Source organism: Micromonospora sp. NPDC049679 (assembly GCF_040659735.1).
Lineage (GTDB): Bacteria > Actinomycetota > Actinomycetes > Mycobacteriales > Micromonosporaceae > Micromonospora_I.
Window position 1 is genome coordinate 28,317 of record NZ_JBFANZ010000025.1, and the last position, 16,509, is coordinate 44,825.

16 protein-coding genes are annotated in these 16,509 nt (G+C 70.6%); 5 read left to right on the forward strand and 11 right to left on the reverse strand.

Annotation, left to right across the window (positions count from 1 at the left end):
- Positions 1-137: 137 nt before the first annotated feature.
- The 5 genes from AB0J06_RS17600 to AB0J06_RS17620 form a co-directional block, all read right to left on the reverse strand.
- On the reverse strand, positions 138-1,433 hold the full coding sequence (locus AB0J06_RS17600) for an acyltransferase (protein ID WP_357429670.1): 1,296 nt from the start codon (positions 1,431-1,433) through the stop codon (positions 138-140).
- Between the two features lie 40 nt (positions 1,434-1,473).
- On the reverse strand, positions 1,474-2,991 hold the full coding sequence (gene dop, locus AB0J06_RS17605; RefSeq protein WP_357429672.1) for a depupylase/deamidase Dop: 1,518 nt from the start codon (positions 2,989-2,991) through the stop codon (positions 1,474-1,476).
- A 97-nt stretch (positions 2,992-3,088) separates the two neighbouring features.
- Positions 3,089-3,856: a glycosyltransferase family 2 protein gene (locus AB0J06_RS17610; protein WP_357429674.1), complete on the reverse strand. Its 768-nt coding sequence runs from the start codon at positions 3,854-3,856 to the stop codon at positions 3,089-3,091.
- Positions 3,853-4,200, reverse strand: coding sequence for a DUF2304 domain-containing protein (locus AB0J06_RS17615; RefSeq protein ID WP_357429676.1), 348 nt, complete (start codon positions 4,198-4,200; stop codon positions 3,853-3,855). The genes AB0J06_RS17610 and AB0J06_RS17615 overlap by 4 nt, the downstream gene beginning before the upstream one ends.
- A gap of 49 nt (positions 4,201-4,249) precedes the next feature.
- Entirely contained in the window at positions 4,250-5,809 is a 1,560-nt protein-coding gene (locus AB0J06_RS17620; protein WP_357429678.1) for a DUF2142 domain-containing protein, read from the reverse strand.
- 85 nt (positions 5,810-5,894) lie between these two features.
- On the opposite strand from AB0J06_RS17620, the gene AB0J06_RS17625 reads away from it, so the two are divergent.
- Positions 5,895-6,362 carry a GtrA family protein gene (locus AB0J06_RS17625; protein ID WP_357429680.1) on the forward strand — a complete coding sequence of 156 codons (468 nt, stop codon included), beginning with the start codon at positions 5,895-5,897 and terminating at the stop codon, positions 6,360-6,362.
- A gap of 24 nt (positions 6,363-6,386) precedes the next feature.
- Here AB0J06_RS17625 and AB0J06_RS17630 read toward each other — a convergent pair whose 3' ends face one another.
- On the reverse strand, positions 6,387-6,530 hold the full coding sequence (locus AB0J06_RS17630; RefSeq protein WP_357429682.1) for a hypothetical protein: 144 nt from the start codon (positions 6,528-6,530) through the stop codon (positions 6,387-6,389).
- A gap of 46 nt (positions 6,531-6,576) precedes the next feature.
- The gene (gene arc, locus AB0J06_RS17635; RefSeq protein WP_357429684.1) at positions 6,577-8,358 is read right to left on the reverse strand and encodes a proteasome ATPase; all 1,782 of its coding nucleotides are present in this window, start codon (positions 8,356-8,358) and stop codon (positions 6,577-6,579) included.
- A 174-nt stretch (positions 8,359-8,532) separates the two neighbouring features.
- On the opposite strand from arc, the gene AB0J06_RS17640 reads away from it, so the two are divergent.
- Entirely contained in the window at positions 8,533-8,826 is a 294-nt protein-coding gene (locus AB0J06_RS17640; RefSeq protein WP_357429686.1) for a ferredoxin, read from the forward strand.
- 6 nt (positions 8,827-8,832) lie between these two features.
- On the opposite strand, the gene AB0J06_RS17645 is transcribed toward AB0J06_RS17640, so the two are convergent.
- From AB0J06_RS17645 to AB0J06_RS17655, 3 genes are read right to left on the reverse strand one after another with little or no spacing between them, the layout of a single operon-like run.
- Positions 8,833-9,405, reverse strand: a complete 573-nt coding sequence (locus AB0J06_RS17645; RefSeq protein ID WP_357429688.1) for a hypothetical protein — start codon at positions 9,403-9,405, stop codon at positions 8,833-8,835.
- 22 nt (positions 9,406-9,427) lie between these two features.
- Positions 9,428-10,387, reverse strand: a complete 960-nt coding sequence (locus AB0J06_RS17650) for a tRNA (adenine-N1)-methyltransferase (protein ID WP_357429690.1) — start codon at positions 10,385-10,387, stop codon at positions 9,428-9,430.
- The gene (locus tag AB0J06_RS17655; protein ID WP_357429692.1) at positions 10,384-11,538 is read right to left on the reverse strand and encodes a site-2 protease family protein; all 1,155 of its coding nucleotides are present in this window, start codon (positions 11,536-11,538) and stop codon (positions 10,384-10,386) included. Before AB0J06_RS17655 ends, AB0J06_RS17650 begins: the two co-directional genes overlap by 4 nt.
- A 98-nt stretch (positions 11,539-11,636) precedes the next feature.
- Here AB0J06_RS17655 and AB0J06_RS17660 point away from each other — a divergent pair, with 98 nt between their 5' ends.
- From AB0J06_RS17660 to AB0J06_RS17670, 3 genes are all read left to right on the forward strand, one after another.
- Positions 11,637-12,581: a PD-(D/E)XK nuclease family protein gene (locus AB0J06_RS17660; protein WP_357429694.1), complete on the forward strand. Its 945-nt coding sequence runs from the start codon at positions 11,637-11,639 to the stop codon at positions 12,579-12,581.
- Between the two features lie 77 nt (positions 12,582-12,658).
- Positions 12,659-14,011, forward strand: a complete 1,353-nt coding sequence (locus tag AB0J06_RS17665; protein ID WP_357429696.1) for a sensor histidine kinase — start codon at positions 12,659-12,661, stop codon at positions 14,009-14,011.
- Positions 14,008-14,736, forward strand: a complete 729-nt coding sequence (locus AB0J06_RS17670) for a response regulator transcription factor (protein ID WP_357429698.1) — start codon at positions 14,008-14,010, stop codon at positions 14,734-14,736. Before AB0J06_RS17665 ends, AB0J06_RS17670 begins: the two co-directional genes overlap by 4 nt.
- A gap of 51 nt (positions 14,737-14,787) precedes the next feature.
- Here the strand turns inward: AB0J06_RS17670 and AB0J06_RS17675 are convergent, their stop codons facing one another.
- Complete coding sequence (locus AB0J06_RS17675) at positions 14,788-15,828, reverse strand: alpha/beta hydrolase (protein WP_357429700.1); 1,041 nt, start codon at positions 15,826-15,828, stop codon at positions 14,788-14,790.
- Positions 15,829-16,509 lie beyond the last annotated feature (681 nt).

The window sequence follows — 16,509 nt, forward strand, 5'->3', positions numbered from 1 at the left end:
CGGCCTACGCCCTGCGGCCGGACAATATCGCTTGGGAAAAACCTACCCTGCCGCCGCGACGAAAAGGTCCGCCGCACGCGACGTTTCGCGTACGGCGGACCGATCTTCGCGCGGTGAACTCCCGACCCGCCCGGGCCCTACCTCCCCGTGGTGACGAGCGGCGTCGCAACCTGCGCGCCCGCCCCCGTCTCCGGCCGTTGCGTGTCGCCGTCGTCGGCGCCGCCGCGGCGCGGCAGCCGTGGCCGCCAGTCCTTCAAGCGCAGTGCCTGCTTCTCGACCAGATGCCAGGAGAGGAACGCCAACCCGAAGCTGACCGCGCCGGTCGACAGCGCGAATCCCCAGTAGCCCAACGCCTGCACGCCGAACCTCGCCATCGTCTGCTGCACGACGAACGAATAGATGTAGACGCCGTACGAATAATCGTTGACCTGCCCGACGCGGTGCAGCACCGCGGGCAGCCGCACCGCCAGATAGAGGATGACGTACTGGTAGGCCAACAGACCGGGACCGAACAACTCGCCGTTGAAGGCGTACCAGCAGATCACGGCCATGGCGGCGACCCCGAGCAGGTCGTTGATCGGGAGCCGGTGGCTGTAGAGCTCGGCGGCCGCCCCGGCGAGGAACATGAAGCCGTAGATGAGGAACCACCGCTTGCCGAGGGTGCCCAGCAGCGGCATCTCCCCCCACCAGACGGTGCCGTTCAACGGCACGGCCGGGTGGCCGAAGCGCAGCTGCGCGTAGTGGTTCCAGCAGAGCACACCGAAGACGAAGACCGTGAAGAGCAGAACGAGCCACCGCGCCCGGCGAAGGATCCCCACCACCGCGAGCACCGCGACGATCAGATAGCAGGTGATCTCGTACGCCAACGTCCAGAGGGAACCGTTGAGCAGGCTGCTCCGGATCTTCATGCCGTACGGCGTGTCCCGGAAAATGTCGCGGATCCCGCCCTGCCGGTGTCCGCCCCACCAGTTGGCCTGCAGGTAGTCGATGACCCCGCGCTTCGACCGCCACAACCCGTCGAGGGTGCCGTGCTTCAGGTGCCACAGCGCCGGCGCCACGACGAAACCGGTGAACAGCAGGCAGACCCACAGCCCGGGCCAGATCCGCAGGCCCCGGTGCCACAGGTAACGGGGCAGCGACGTGCGCCGCGCGCTGCGCGTGATGAGGAACCCGGAAATGCCGAAGAATCCGGCTACCGCGAGACCGGGAATATCGATCACGGTCGTCAGAGGACGGACGTACCCGAGGACGGCCGCGTGCGCGAGGACGACAGCGAAGGCGAAACAGAGCCGGAGAAATCCGAAGCTGTTGGCGCGGCCGGTATATGCCTGGGCCAACGGTACGGATTGCCCCGCGCGCTTGGCGACGCGCTGAGCAAGATGGAGCAAGGGGGACCGCCGGGGGGTTGGGACGCGATACGGACGGCTTAGCATGCCACAGAGCCCACGAACGCAGGCAAGAGCGGCGGGACCGTCACCTGGCGGTAATCGCCTCCAGCAGATCCTTCGCGCTCGCGCAGCGGTCGAACAGCGCGCCCACGTGCGCCTTCGTGCCCCGTTCCGGCTCCATCATCGGCACCCGGACCAGGGACTCCCGGCCCACGTCGAAGATCACCGAGTCCCAGCTCGCGGCGACCACCTCCGAGGCGTACTGCGCGAGGCAGCGGCCGCGGAAGTAGGCGCGGGTGTCCTCGGGGGGCTCGACCATCGCCGCCCTGGTCGCCTCGTCCGGAAGCAGCGTCTTCATCGCGCCCCGCGACACGAGCCGGTGGTAGAGGCCCTTCTCCGGACGCACGTCCGAATACTGCAGGTCCACCAGTTGCAGCTTGTGTGAGGCCCAGCCCAGGTTCTCCCGGTCACGGTAGCCCTCCAGCAGCCGCAGCTTGGCCACCCAGTCGAGCTCGTCGGCGCAGAGCATCGGGTCCCGACCCAGCCGGTGCAGCACGCTCTCCCACCGGTCGAGCACGTCGGCGGTCGCCCCGTCCACGTCGTCGCCGTACCGGTCCTCCACGAAGGAACGTGCCCGCTCGAGGTAGGCCCACTGTAGATCGAGCGCGGTCAACCGGCGCCCGTCGCGCATGCGCATGAGATGCGACAGGGACGGGTCGTGACTGACCGCCCGGAGCTCCGCGACCGGGTCGGCGATGCCGAGGTCGGCGGTGAGCGCCTTCTCCTCGATCATCGTCAGGATGAGCGCCGCCGTGCCGACCTTGAGATACGTCGACGTCTCGGCCAGATTCGCGTCGCCGATGATGACGTGCAGCCGACGGTACTTGTCCGCGTCGGAGTGCGGCTCGTCGCGAGTATTGATGATCGGCCGCTTGAGGGTGGTCTCCAACCCGACCTCGACCTCGAAGAAGTCGGCGCGCTGCGAGATCTGGAAGCCCGGCTGCGAGCCGTCCTGCCCGATGCCCACCCGCCCCGCGCCGCAGACGATCTGGCGGGTGACGAAGAACGGCGTCAGGTACGCCACGATGTCCGCGAACGGCGTCTGCCGCCGCATCAGGTAGTTCTCGTGCGCCCCGTAGCTCGCGCCCTTGTTGTCGGTGTTGTTCTTGTAGAGGTGGATCGGCTGGGTGCCCGGAATCGTGGCGGCGCGCCGGGCCGCCTCGGCCATCACCCGCTCCCCCGCCTTGTCCCACCGGACGATGTCCATCGGGTTGGTCACTTCGGGCGTCGAATACTCCGGGTGGGCGTGATCGACGTAGAGCCGGGCACCGTTGGTCAGTATCACGTTGGCGAGGCCGAGATCCTCGTCCGCGAGCGCCTCGGCGGGATCGTAGGCCGCGCCGGAGTAGGTGAAGCCGCGCGCGTCACGCAGCGGCGACTCCTCCTCGTAGTCCCAGCGCGCCCGACCGCCCCGCGTCAGCTCGGGCCGCGCCCCGTAGGCGTTGACCACCTGGGAGGAGGTCACCATCGGGTTGGCTCCCGGCTGGCCGGGCACGGAGATGCCGTACTCCACCTCGGTGCCCATGATCCGCCGTACGCTCATGTCGCCACCTCGTCGCTTCCCTCGCCCATGGCGTCGAGCGTAGTCCCACCCGGCGGGCGTGGCAGTGGCGTGTGTCGGCGCGGTGACGCGCTGACACTCACGGCGTGTGGCTGGCCGGCGTCTCGAGTGCGGTGGGAGCGGGGACGCCCCGCTCGGCCACGACCGTGTAGCGGCGGACCAGCGCCAGGCCGAGCACCATCATCGCGCGGGCGAGGTAGAACGTCGCCTTCCCCATCGACTGGCTCGGCGTCCCCGCCATGCGTGGGCGCATCGCGACGGGCAGCTGGACGACGCGCAGCCCGATCCGGGAGACGTGGACCAATGTCTCCACCGTGTCGCCGAGGTACTCAACGGGATAGGCGCGGGCGAAGTGCTCGATGACCCGGCGGTTGGCGGCCCGGAAACCCGAGGTCGTGTCCGTCAGCTTCGTGCCGGCGATGCGGCTGAGCACCGCGGCGAGCAACAGCATGGCGTAGCGCCGCGGGCCGCGCACGGTGTAGTCGCCGACGCCGGCGAAACGCGCGCCGATCACCAGGTCGGCGTGGTCCAGTTCGGCGACGAGCGCCGGCACGAACCGGGGGTCGTGCTGGCCGTCCGCGTCCACCTGCAACGCCACGTCGTAGCCGTGATCGCGGGCGTACCGGTAACCGAGACGCATCGCACCGCCGACGCCGAGGTTGTACGGCAACCGCAGCACCTGGGCACCGGCCGCGGTCGCGCGCCCGGCGGTCGCGTCGGTCGAGCCATCGTCGATGACGAGCACGTCGACCGGGAGTGCCGACCGCACCTCCTGCACGACGTCGGCGATCGACTCCGCCTCGTTCCACGCGGGAATGATGATCAGGACACGCTTACCGTCGATCACCGCTGTGCACCCTCTTTCCGCATCTCGGCACGGAGCAGCGCGACCTCTTCAGCCAGCACCCGGGTCTCCTCCTCCAGCCGGCTCAGCTCCCAGCTGTGGTGGATCGCGATGAGCAGCAGGAAGATGATGCCGCCGAACAGCACCAGGCTGACCCCGTTGACGACTCCGAGCTGGTGGGCGACCTCATCGGGCAGGCGGGGGAAGACCGCGAGCGGCAGGGCGAGCAGTGCCACCCCGATCCACAGGAACGCGTACTTCTCCCGTAGCTGGCGCCGACGCATCAGCTCGACGACCACCACCAGGAGAAGCAACCCGGTGATCCCGGTCAAGATAGTTAGTCGCATCTAAGGCGCCATTCCTCTCCAGGCCGCGTCCGACCGCGACACCAACGCTCTACGCACGGTCGCCGGAAACATCCGGTCGGCCGCCGTCGGGCGCCGACACACCGGCCCCGCCAGCGGTGACCCGCCAGTAGTACCCGATGAACAACACCATGGACGCGACAGCGAGCAGGATGGGCAGGGCCGAGCCGAGCGCCGGGTGCCACGAGCCGGCGAACGGGTTCAACGACGGCGTCGGCACCTGCGCGGGCAGGCCTGCCTGATAGCGAACCATGAGATAGTACAGCGTGCCGACGTGCGCCGGTAATAAGATGATCACGAATATCCGAGCCAGTCGCGGCGTCGGGTCGTACCCGCCACGCGTGATCGCGTAGGCGGCGAGGACGGGGACCCCGACCAGCATCGGCAGGTAGTACCGCCCCTGCGCGATGAAGCCGTATTCGTTGGCGTTGTTCGCCTCGATCATGCTCGGCACCAGCATGCCGAGGGCACCGAGCCCCACCACCCGCCAGCGGTCGACCGGTCGGCCGACGGCCAGGGCGAGCATGACCAGGGCGCCCAGCGAGAACCACCAGGCGATGTGCACGACCACCGGGAGCGGGGTGTCGAGCCAGCCGAGCACACCGACCATCTCGCCGACATGGCGCCGCCACTGGTCGAAGAACTCCACCTTCATGCCGTCGAACAGGCTGAGGTGGCGGGCCGGCGGTCGGTTCGGGGTGAGCTCGTTGGCCCGCTTCCAGACCGTCCAGCCCGCCGCGAACACGCCGACCAGGGCCAGGAATCCCGCGAGCAACCAGGTCCGCCGCGAGCGGAGCAGCTCGCGGTAGCGGTCGGCGGGGTGGGGCACGAACATCACCAGCGCGATGACCGCGAACCATGCCGGGCCGGCGGGACGGACCAGCAACAGCACCGCGCCGCTCACGGCGGCGAGCCACCAGGCGGAGCGGACCCGGTCCGACACCCCCGGCTCGAACAGGATCGCGATGAGCGCCATGACGAGCGCGGCACCGGCGGCGATCTCCACGCCGTTGGGGTTGATGGCGCCGGCCAGGTGCGCGGTCATCGGCGTCACGGCGACCAGCAGGCCGGCGAGCAGCCCGCGCCGCCCCATCGACAGCGCGACCGCGGTCGCCGCGGCGAGCAGGCCGGCGACAAGGGCCGCGCTGATGAGCCGGGCGACCAGCACTCCAGCCATCGTCGGCGAGAGCACCATCGGCCAGCCGACCGCAAGGTAGTACGCCGGGTTGTAGCGGCCCGCCGGCGTGAGCACGCGCGTCTTCGCATCGTCGCCACCCGGCGGCTTGGCGCAGCTCGCGGAGCGGTCGGCGTGGAACGCGAAGCAGTTGGTGCTCAGCAGACTGCGCGGCACGTCGTGGTAGGCGCCGCCGACCTTCCCCTCCTTGGCGGGGGCGGGGGCGATATCCCCGGAGGCGACGCCGTAGGCGTGGATGATGTGCCGCATCTCGTCCGGGGTGCCGTCGTACGGCGTGGCGAACGCCCACGCCGCGAAGAGCAAGAGGTAGCCGACGAACGGCAGCAGCCACCGGAAAGCTGGCCGCATTCCGGCCGACCTGGGGGCCAGCCCGGGTTCGGCTGTAGTCGCGGTCACGGGTCGAGAGGCTACCGCAGTGTTTCTCGCATTCCGCGCAGGGGCACGACCCACCCCGCCCCGCGGGTCACTATGCTGACCGCTCATGACACCGCCAGCCGAACAGACGGCGACAGCGCGCGACGGGGCACCGGCGGGGAGATCCGGCCTCCCGGGCACGCTCCGGCGGATCGTCCGTATCGGCTTCGTGCGCTTCCTCGTCGTCGGCGGGGTGAGCGCGGGCATCGACGCCGGCCTGCTCTGGCTGCTGCACGGGGTGGCCGGAGTGCAGCTCGAGGTCGCCACGCTGATCGCGGTGGTCAGCGCATTCGTGGTGAACTTCCTGTTGAACCGGGGCTGGGTCTTCGGCGCCACCGGAACGCCCCACGGCCAGTTCGCGCGCTACCTGACACTCGCCGCCCTCAACTGGATCCTTACCGTCGTGTCGGTGAGCGGGTTGGTCGCGCTCGGCGTGCACTACCTGGTGGCGCGCATGGCCGTGCTGGCGGTGCTGACCGTGGTCAACTTCCTCGCCTACCGGTCCTGGGTGTTTCCCGCCGCGCCGCGACGGTGACGCCACGGCGGCGGACGCCGCCGCTCAGCGCCGGGCGAGCACGCCGTCCGCGACGGTGGCCGCCTTGCCGCAGACCGGCGGAGATCGACGGTTCATCCGATCGAGGTAACGCGCCGGGTTGGCACGGTCCGGTGGAACGCGGCGCTCCCGCCAACGCAGCGAGGGCACGGCCGTACGGGGGCCGCTCTCGCGCGGCCCCCGTACGCGTCCGCACTTACAGGTATTGACCGGTGTTGCTGGCCGTCTCGATGGAGCGGCCGGCCTCCGCGCCCTTGCCGCCGGAGACGAGCGTGCGGATGTAGACGATCCGCTCACCCTTCTTGCCGGAGATGCGGGCCCAGTCGTCGGGGTTGGTGGTGTTGGGGAGATCCTCGTTTTCCCGGAACTCGTCGACACAGGCGTCCAGCAGGTGCTGCAACCGCAGCCCCTTCCGCCCCGACGAGAGAAACTCCTTGATCGCCATCTTCTTGCCGCGGTCGACGATGTTCTGGATCATCGCGCCGGAGTTGAAGTCCTTGAAGTAGAGGACCTCCTTGTCACCGTTGGCGTAGGTGACCTCGAGGAAACGGTTCTCCTCGCTCTCCGAGTACATCCGCAGCACCACGGCTTCGATCATCGCCGCCACCGTCGCCTGCGGGTCCTGGCCGTGCTCCGCGAGGTCGTCGGGGTGCAACGGCAGGCCGGTGAGGATGTACTTGGAGAAGATGTCCCGGGCCGCCTCGGCGTCCGGCCGCTCGATCTTGATTTTCACATCGAGCCGGCCCGGCCGCAGGATCGCCGGGTCGATCATGTCTTCCCGGTTGGAGGCGCCGATGACGATGACGTTCTCCAGCCCCTCCACACCGTCGATCTCGCTGAGCAACTGCGGAACGATGGTGTTCTCCACATCGGAGGAGACACCGGAGCCGCGGGTGCGGAACACCGAATCCATCTCGTCGAAGAACACGATGACCGGGGTGCCCTCCCCCGCCTTCTCCCGCGCGCGCTGGAAGACCAGCCGGATGTGCCGCTCGGTCTCGCCGACGTACTTGTTGAGCAGCTCCGGGCCCTTGATGTTGAGGAAGAAGCTGGTGTGCTTCTCCTCGCCGCGCCGCTCGGCGATCTTCTTCGCCAGCGAGTTGGCGACCGCCTTGGCGATCAGCGTCTTGCCGCAGCCGGGCGGGCCGTAGAGGAGGATCCCCTTCGGCGGACGCAGCTGGTGCTCGCGGAAGAGCTCGGCGTGCAGGAACGGCAGCTCCACCGCATCGCGGATCTGCTCGATCTGCGCGTGCAGACCACCGATGTCGGTGTAGTCGACGTCCGGCACCTCTTCGAGGACCAGCTCCTCGACCTCGCTCTTCGGAATCCGCTCGTACGCGTACGAGGAGCGCGGCTCGATCATCAGCGAGTCACCGGCACGCAACGGCGCGCCGATCAGCGTCTCCGCGAGATGGACGATCCGCTCCTCGTCGGCGTGGGAGATCACCAGGGCGCGGTCACCCGCACCGCCCGTGGGATTCTCCAGCACCTCCTTGAGCATCACGACCTCACCGACGCGCTCGTAGCCGAGCGCGTCGACGATATTGAGCGCGTCGTTGAGCAGGACCTCCTGCCCGCGGCGCAACTCCCCGACCTCGAGGGAGGGAGAGACGGCGACCCGGAGCTTGCGGCCACCGGTGAAGACGTCCACAGTGCCGTCGTCGTGCCGGGCCAGGAAGACGCCGTATCCGCTCGGCGGCTGCGCCAGCCGATCGACTTCTTCCTTCAAGGTGACAATCTGGGTCCGCGCCTCCTTGAGGGTGGCGACGAGCCGGTCGTTGTTTTCGGTCAGTCGGGCCAGCTGCGCCTGCGTTGCCGCTAGCCGCTCCTCGAGCTGCCGGACGTGTCGGGGGCTTTCGGTCAACTTGCGCCGCACCAGAGCGAGTTCCTCTTGAAGGAACGCGACCTGGGTGGAGAGATCGTGGGCCTCCTTCTCCCACCGTGCGGCGCGCGAGTCCGCGTCGTCGCTGCGTGCCACGTCCCACCTCCCCGGGGGGCTAAAACGTTCTGCCATAACACTAACCGCTTTGGCCGCGATCCGAACCCACGCGACGCGCTGTGCTTCAACCTTGATCGTCGGACCCTCGCGACGGGTCCGGATCCAACCGTCGGGTAGCGTCGACGTTGGCACCACGACATGGGGAGGTACGCCGTGACGACGCAGGTTGAGACCGACGAGCTGCGGGTCTGGGTGGACCAGGACCTGTGCACCGGCGATGGGCTCTGCGTGCAGTACGCCCCGGAGGTCTTCGAGTTCGACGTCGACGGCCTGGCCTACGTCAAGGACCGCGACGGCGAGCTGCTGCTCGCGCCGGGGAGCCGGGTCGACGTCCCCGCACACCTGCGCCTCGACGTGATCGACGCGGCCAAGGAGTGCCCGGGCGAGTGCATCCATGTGCTGCGCAGCGCCGACGAGGTCGAGGTCGCCGGCCCCGACGCCGGCTAGCGGCCGTCACAGCGTCGGGCGACCCACCACCGACGCGACGAGCCGGGCAAACTCCTCAAGCCGCGCAATCTGCCCGGCTCCCCCGTCATCCAGCGTCTTACCGAACCGCAGCGCGTCGTGCCGCGGTTCCGCCTGATCATCGCTCGGCGTCGCCTCGTCCAGCGAGCTGAGGAGCAGGTAGACGTCGATGCTGTCGACCCGGGCCGGCCCGTTGGGCGTGCGGGTCAGCCGACGCCGACATCCCACCTCGGTGATCGTGGAGAGCGGCACCACCCGCAGCGACGAGGTCATCGAGCCCACCGGCCCGTCACCGGGGGGCACGTCCTCACCGTGCCACAGGATCAGCCGGCTGCCGTCGCAGACGACGACCTCCTGCCAGACCCCGTTGACCTCGTTGACGAAGCGCTCCAGGGTGAAGCCGAGGACGGCCGCGCCGCGCAGCACCCCACCGAGCGCCTCCAGCGCCACATCGGGGTCGCGCAGGTACGCGCGGGCCGCCGAATCGAGATCCTGGTAGGGCGACCAGTCCGGGAAGACGGCGGGCACCTCGCCACCACCACCGAACCCCGCCATACTCATCTGCTCCACCCGACGCGCTCCGTCACCGGACGTCCTCCTCCCCCGCCCCAGCCCCCGCCACCGCGTCCGCGGCGGGCGCCGGCCGCGCCGCGCGCCGCAACGCGTACGCCTCGGCGCCCTTGCTCGGCTTGCGCCGCCGGGGCGGCGCGGTGACCCCGGGCGCCAGCCGCCGCGACGACACCAGGAACGCGGTGTGCGCGATCATCCGGTGGTCGGGTCGGACCGCGAGGCCGTCGACGTGCCAGTCGCGTACGAGCGACTCCCAGGACCGCGGCTCGGTGAAGCCGCCGCGCTCGCGCAGCGCCTCCACCAGCTCGGACAGCTGCGGCGTGGTGGCGACGTAGCCGATGAACACGCCGCCCGGCACGAGCGCCCGCTCCACCATGTCGAGCGTCTCCCAGGGCGTCAGCATGTCGAGGATGATCCGGTCGAAGCCGGTCTCGTCGCAGGACGCCACGTCGCCGACCCGCAACGTCCACGCGGGATGCGGGCCACCGAAGAAGGCCTCGACGTTCTTGCGCGCGATCGCCGCGAAGTCCTCCCGCATCTCGTACGAGTGCACCTCCCCGTCCGCGCCCACCGCCCGCAGCAGCGAGCAGGTCAGCGCCCCCGACCCGGCCCCCGCCTCGAGGACCCTGGCCCCGGGAAAGATGTCGCCCATGGCCACGATCTGGGCCGCGTCCTTCGGGTAGATCACCTGCGCGCCGCGCGGCATGGAGAGCACGTAGTCGGAGAGCAGCGGCCGCAGCGCGAGATACGCGGTGTTGCCGGTCGAGGTCACCACGCTGCCGTCGGGCAGGCCGATCAACGGGTCGTGCTCCACGGCCCCCCGGTGCGTGTGGAACGACTTCCCCGGCTCCAGAACGATCGTGTGCATCCGGCCCTTCGGGTCGGTGAGCTGCACCCGGTCGCCGGGGCGGAACGCGCCGCGGTGCGCGGGCACCGACGGCGCGGCGGGAACGGGCGTGGACGGTGCGGTCACTTGTTCAACTTTCGGTTCGGCTCGAGGAGCTGCGCCAGATCGGCGACGTGCAGTACGCCGATGACATCTTCGCCTGCCGTCACCAGATACTGCGCGCCCGGGTACGTCTGCACGACCCGGATCACCTGTTCACCCGTGAGACCGACCGGGATGGTATGCACGCCCTCGACGCCGCGGGCCACCGTGTCCACCGTGACCCACGGGCGCCGGTCCGGCGGCACCGCGTCGGCCGCCACCCGGTCCACCAGGGCGACCAGCCGACCGGCCGCGTCCGCGACGCCGAGCACGTCCTGGTCCCGCCCGGCCTCGACGCCGCGCCGCTGCGCCTCCGCGAGCGGGGTGCCGGTCGGCACCGAGTAGACCGGCCGGGCCAGCGCGTCCAGGTCGATCAGCGGGAAGCGCCGGCTGACCCGCGCCACCCGGATCGACTGGCCGGCGCCCTGCCAGAGGGTGAAGGCGACCAGCAGCATGAAGACCAGGCCGATCGGCGAGGTGATCTCCAGCCAGGTCAGGAGCGCGACGACCGCGGCGGTGCCGAGGGCGACGACCCGTCCCACCCACGCGGCGACCTCCGTGCCGAGGTGCCGGTCGCGGCTGAGTGCCCAGACTGCCGCGCGCAGCGCCCGGCCACCGTCCAGGGGCAGGCCGGGCAGGGAGTTGAAGACGGCGACCACGACGTTGCTGAACGCGAGCTGAAACGCGAACTGGTCGAGCAGGGTGCGGTCGGGCAGCACCACGGTGGCCACGACAGCGACCAGACCGAGCAGCAGGGAGACCGCCGGCCCGGCCAACGACACCAGGAGGTCGACCTTGGGCGTGGGGGCGTCGCGGTCCATCTCCGTGTAGCCGCCGAGCAGCTCCAACGTGATGCCGCGTACCCCGATGCCGTAGCGGCGCGCGGTCAGCGCGTGCCCGAGCTCATGCAGCAGCACCGAGGCGAGCAGGCAGACCACGAACCCGAAGCCCACGACGTAGCCGGCGACCGGCGAAAGCTCCAGCTGGCGACGGACGAACGAGCCATAGAGCCAGGTCACGAGGACGGCCAGCAACAACATCGAGGCGTTGAGGTACACCGGCACACCGAAGACCCGACCGACCGAAAGACCGGGACGCCGTTCCGGCGGGCCGTGCCGCTGGCTTCTCTCGTCCATCGGGTTGATGCTACGGAATGGGGCGGCCGGACCGGAGTGTGGTTCGCCGCCGCACGGCGCGCGCCGTTTCGTCACACCCGTCGCATAACCTTCGTGCCATGACGGCGGAGACGGTGGCTGCGGAAACGGGTGGTTCGGCGGCGGCGGCACGACAGGAGCCGGCGGTGCGCCAGGGTCCCGCGCCGCTGGAACGTCCGGCTTATCCCTCCCTCTCCCCGTCCCGTGCCGCCGACTTCAAGACCTGCCCGCTGCTCTACCGGTTCCGCACGATCGACCGGCTGCCCGAGAAGCCGTCCGCGGACCAGGCCCGCGGCACGCTGGTCCACGCCGTCCTCGAACGGCTCTTCGACCTGCCGTCGTCCGAGCGCACCCCGACGGCGGCGGCGGAGCTGGTCGCGCCGCAGTGGGACCGCCTCCTCGCCGATCAGCCCGAGTTCGCCGGGATCTTCGCCGAGGATCCGGCCGCCGCCGCGGAGTTCCTGGTCGCCGCCCGGACGCTGCTGGACGGCTACTTCGCGGTGGAGGACCCGCGCCGCCTGCAGCCCGCCGAACGGGAGAGCCTGGTCTCCGCCGTCGTCGACGAGCAACTCCTCATCCGCGGCTACATCGACCGGCTCGACATCTCACCCGACGGCGACCTGCGGGTGGTCGACTACAAGACCGGTGGAGCGCCGCGCGAGGCGTTCGAGGGACGGGCGCTGTTCCAGCTGAAGTTCTACGCCCTGGTGTTGTGGCGCACCCGCGGGGTGGTGCCGCGGGTGCTGCGGCTGCTCTATCTGAAAGACGCGGAGATCTGCGACTACACGCCCGACCCGGATGAGCTGGTGCGCTTCGAGCGCACGCTGATCGCGCTCTGGCGGGCGATCGAACAGGCGACGCAGCGTCGGGACTTCCGTCCCAAGCCGAGCCGCCTCTGCGACTGGTGCAGCCACCAGGCGCACTGTCCCACCTTCGGCGGGACCCCTCCGCCCTTCCCCGAGCTGCCGGTGGTGACCGCCGTGCCGCGCGCGGCGGCGCCGGTCGTGCCCGGCGCGGACGAGTGAGCCTCATCCCTCGGGATGAGGTCGGGTTCATGTCGCGCGACGATCGATTCGGGTGCGCGGCGACTAGCGTCGCCAACATGGCAGACCCGGACGCCCCGACCGCGGGCAGCGCGTCCGGGAGCAGCGCGTCCGGGAGCAGCGCGCCTGAGAGCAGCGGGCTGGAGCAGGGTCGCGTGCGCCGCTACCCGGCGGAATCCCGCCGCGCGCCGCTGACCGCCTTGCCGCGCCGTTTCGGCGTGCCGGCGCAGGCCCGGCGGCTACTCGGCGAGGACGCACTGATCGCCGCTGCCGCAGTCACGGTAGAGATCGCGCTGGTGGCGACCGGTCCGCCCGAGCTGAGGACCGCGGGCTGGCCGAGCGTGCTGGGTTGGAGCCTGGTCTCCGCGGCGCCGATCGCGCTGCGCCGACTCAACCCGTGGCTCGCGGTCGCCCTGGCGTCGGTCAGCCTCGCGGTGCCCGTCTTCGCGCACCACCAGGCGGTGACCATGGTGGTGTCGTTGGTGCTGCTGACCTACTCGACCGCGGCCCACTTCACGCTGCGCCGGGCGGCGCTGGCCGCCACGGTCGTCTGGCTCCCCCTGCTGTTCACCGCGGCACTGCGGCCATGGAAGAGCGACACGAGCGGGATCTCCCCGGCCTACATGATCTTCACGAATGTGCTGCTCGCGCTGGTCTGCTTCTTCATCGGCCGCACCGTGCACGCCCGGCGGACCTCGATCCGCGCGCTCGAGGAACGGGCCCGTGCCGCCGAGGAGAACCAGCGTTCCCTGGCGGAGCAGGCGGTCGCGGACGAGCGGCGGCGCATCGCCCGCGAGCTGCACGACGTGGTCGCCCATCACGTCAGCGTGATGGGCGTGCTCGCCACCGGGGCGCGGCGCGTGCTGAGCCGGGAGCCGCACGTCGCCGACGACACCCTCCGCACGATCGAAGAGACCAGCCGCACCACGCTGCGCGAGATGCGTCGCCTGCTCGACGTGCTCCGCACCGACGCCGAACCCGCCGCCGACCTGGCGCCCCAGCCCGGGCTGGCCGGCATCGAACTCCTCGTGGAGCAGGTGCGCGAGGCCGGGCTGCCCGTGACGTTGCGCGTCGACGGCGCACCCGCGCCGCTCGACCCCGGCGTGGCGCTGACCATCTACCGGATCGTGCAGGAGGCGCTGACCAATACGCTCAAGCACGCCGGGGCGGCCACCGCGCAGGTGCGGCTCAGCTTCGGGGTCTACTGGCTCATCCTGGAGATCTTCGATACCGGCCGAGGCCCGATGCCGGAGTCGACCCGGGTCGGGCACGGGCTGGTGGGCATGCGGGAGCGCGTCGCCCTCTACGGCGGCACCCTGCGCACCGGCCCCCGCCCCGGCGGTGGTTTCCGGATCTACGCGAAACTGCCGATGGAACAGCTGGGCGCATCGGCGATCGAGGGGGCGGCATGACCGGAGGCAGCACGCTCGGGGAGAGCGGCGCGGCGGGAAATACGATCGCGCGTTCCGCCGGCCTACCGGTGCGGATCCTGCTCGCCGACGACCAGCCGCTGCTCCGTACGGGCTTCCGGATGGTGCTCGGCGCCGAGGCCGACCTCGACATCGTCGGAGAGGCCGGAGACGGCGCGGAAGCGGTCGACCTGGCCCGCCGGCTCCTGCCCGACGTCGTACTGATGGACATCCGGATGCCCCGGCTCGACGGCGTCGCCGCCACCCGGGCCATCGTCGACGCGCGACTGCCGGTGCGGGTGCTGATCCTCACCACGTTCGATCTCGATGAGTACGTGGTCGGGGCGCTGCGCGCCGGAGCCAGCGGCTTCCTGGCGAAGGACGTGCCCGCCGATGACCTGGTCACGGCCATCCGCACGGTCGCCGCCGGCGAGGCCGTGGTGGCGCCGCGGATCCTCAAGCGGCTGCTCGACCGGTTCGCCGATTCGCTCCCCGACCCGTCGGCAGCCCCGCCGAAGGCGCTCAACGTGCTCACCGAGCGGGAACGCGAAGTGCTCATGCAGGTCGCGCGCGGGCTGTCCAACGCGGAGATCGCACGTGCGCTGTCGGTGAGCGAGACCACGATCAAGACCCATGTCGGACACGTGCTGACCAAACTCGGGCTGCGCGACCGGGTCCAGGCGGTCGTGCTCGCGTACGAGTCCGGGCTGGTGCGACCCAAGGCCTGAACGGGCTGGTCGGAGACGGGGCGTGCCGTACCGCGTCGACCGACCGAACGTTCAGGCGTGCAATGCGTTGCGCAGCGTCATCGCCACCTGCCCCGTGGCGGCTCGGGCCGCGCTGCTGTCGGCCAGCGCGTCGAGCATGACGAGATCATGAATGGCGCCCTGGTAGCGGACCTGGGTCACGGGCACACCGGCCTGCCGGAGTTTGGCCGCGTACGCCTCGCCCTCGTCGCGCAGCACATCGGCCTCGTTGGTGGTGATCAGCGTCGGCGGCAGCGCTCGGAGCCCGTCGATGCTGGCCCGCAGTGGCGACGCCATCGGGTCCGAGCGCTGAGCCTCGTCGGGCAGATACTGGTCCCAGAACCAGATCATGAGGTCGCGGCCCAGGTAGTAGCCCTGGGCGAACTCGCGGTAGGAGCCGGTGTCGAAGGTGGCGTCGGTGACCGGGTAGAGCAGCACCTGTTGTCTGAACCGCGGGCCGCCCCGGTCTTTGGCCATCATCGCGACGGCGGTCGCCAGGGCGCCGCCGACCGAATCGCCGGCCACCGCCATCCGCGACGCGTCCAGTCCGAAATCGGCGCCGTGCCCCGCGATCCACTCTGCGACCGCGTAGCACTCGTTCAGGGCGGTCGGATAGCGCGCCTCGGGCGCGAGGCTGTAGACGGGAAACACGATGGCGGTGCCGGACTGCGCCACGAGCTCGCGGATGAGCCGGTCATGGGTGGTCGTGCCGCCGAACACCCATCCCGCGCCGTGAAGGTAGAGGGTCACCGGAAGCGTGTTCACGATCCGCCCCGGGCGGGCGGCGTCCTGCGCCATCTGCCGGACGTGTTCACGCAGTTTCCCGTCCCGCGGACCGTCCTGCCGTCCGGACGGGCGGACAATGCGGACCGGCACCGGGCCCGATGGACCGCCCACCATGATGTCCTGGATGTCGGCGTCCGGTTTGGCGACCGTGCCGGTGGACTGCAGTTCGTCGAGCTTCGCCCGGCCCTGGTCCGGCGGGAGTTGAAAGAGGAACGGCGGATTGGCGGTCATCTCGACGACTCGTCGCGCAGCCGGTTCCAACACCACGGTGGTGACGGCTTGAGCCACGGCGGCTCCTCCTCTCCCTGCGCGGTGACGCTGACCTCGCCCAGCGAGTCCCCGGATTTCCGCGGGCCTAACCCGAGAAGCAGACGGGCGCGCGAATTCCGACACGGTGCCTGTGCACGGCGAGGAGAACGTGCGGCCGGGACGCGTCGGTCCCGGGGGCGCGCGGTTCATCGACCGGCCGGTCCACACGCGACGGACGTGGGGGACCCGGTGCGAGGACCGGGCCTCGGGAAGGACCCCACCCCCAGGGTTCTCCTTCTCAGGTCCGAGGAGACGCCCGGCGGGTCGTACCCCGGAGACCCTCCACGCGCACGACGGCGGGCGTGCGCCGGTCCCCTACCGTGAGTGAAGACGGCGATCGCCGTCTCGGCCAACGGCACGGGGGCGCTGGGCGCCGCCTCAGCCCGTGTCGGTGACGGAAACGGGGGGCGGGAGTGTCCGCGGCGACACGGAGACCGGCACAGCCCTGCCGGCCCGGGCCGATCAGCTCCCGCGGCGTCAGCGAGCGGGGGCGGCATGAGCGGGAGCGCTCCCGCTCGGGCCGCACCGAAAACGGTGTTTCAGGCGAAAAGCGGGCCACTCTGCCGCAGGATTCAGGGGTAACCCTGATCCGGCATGGGGGCTCACCCGCAGCGGGAAATCCGCGTCCGGCTCACTCCTCCGGCGGAGGAAGGACGACTC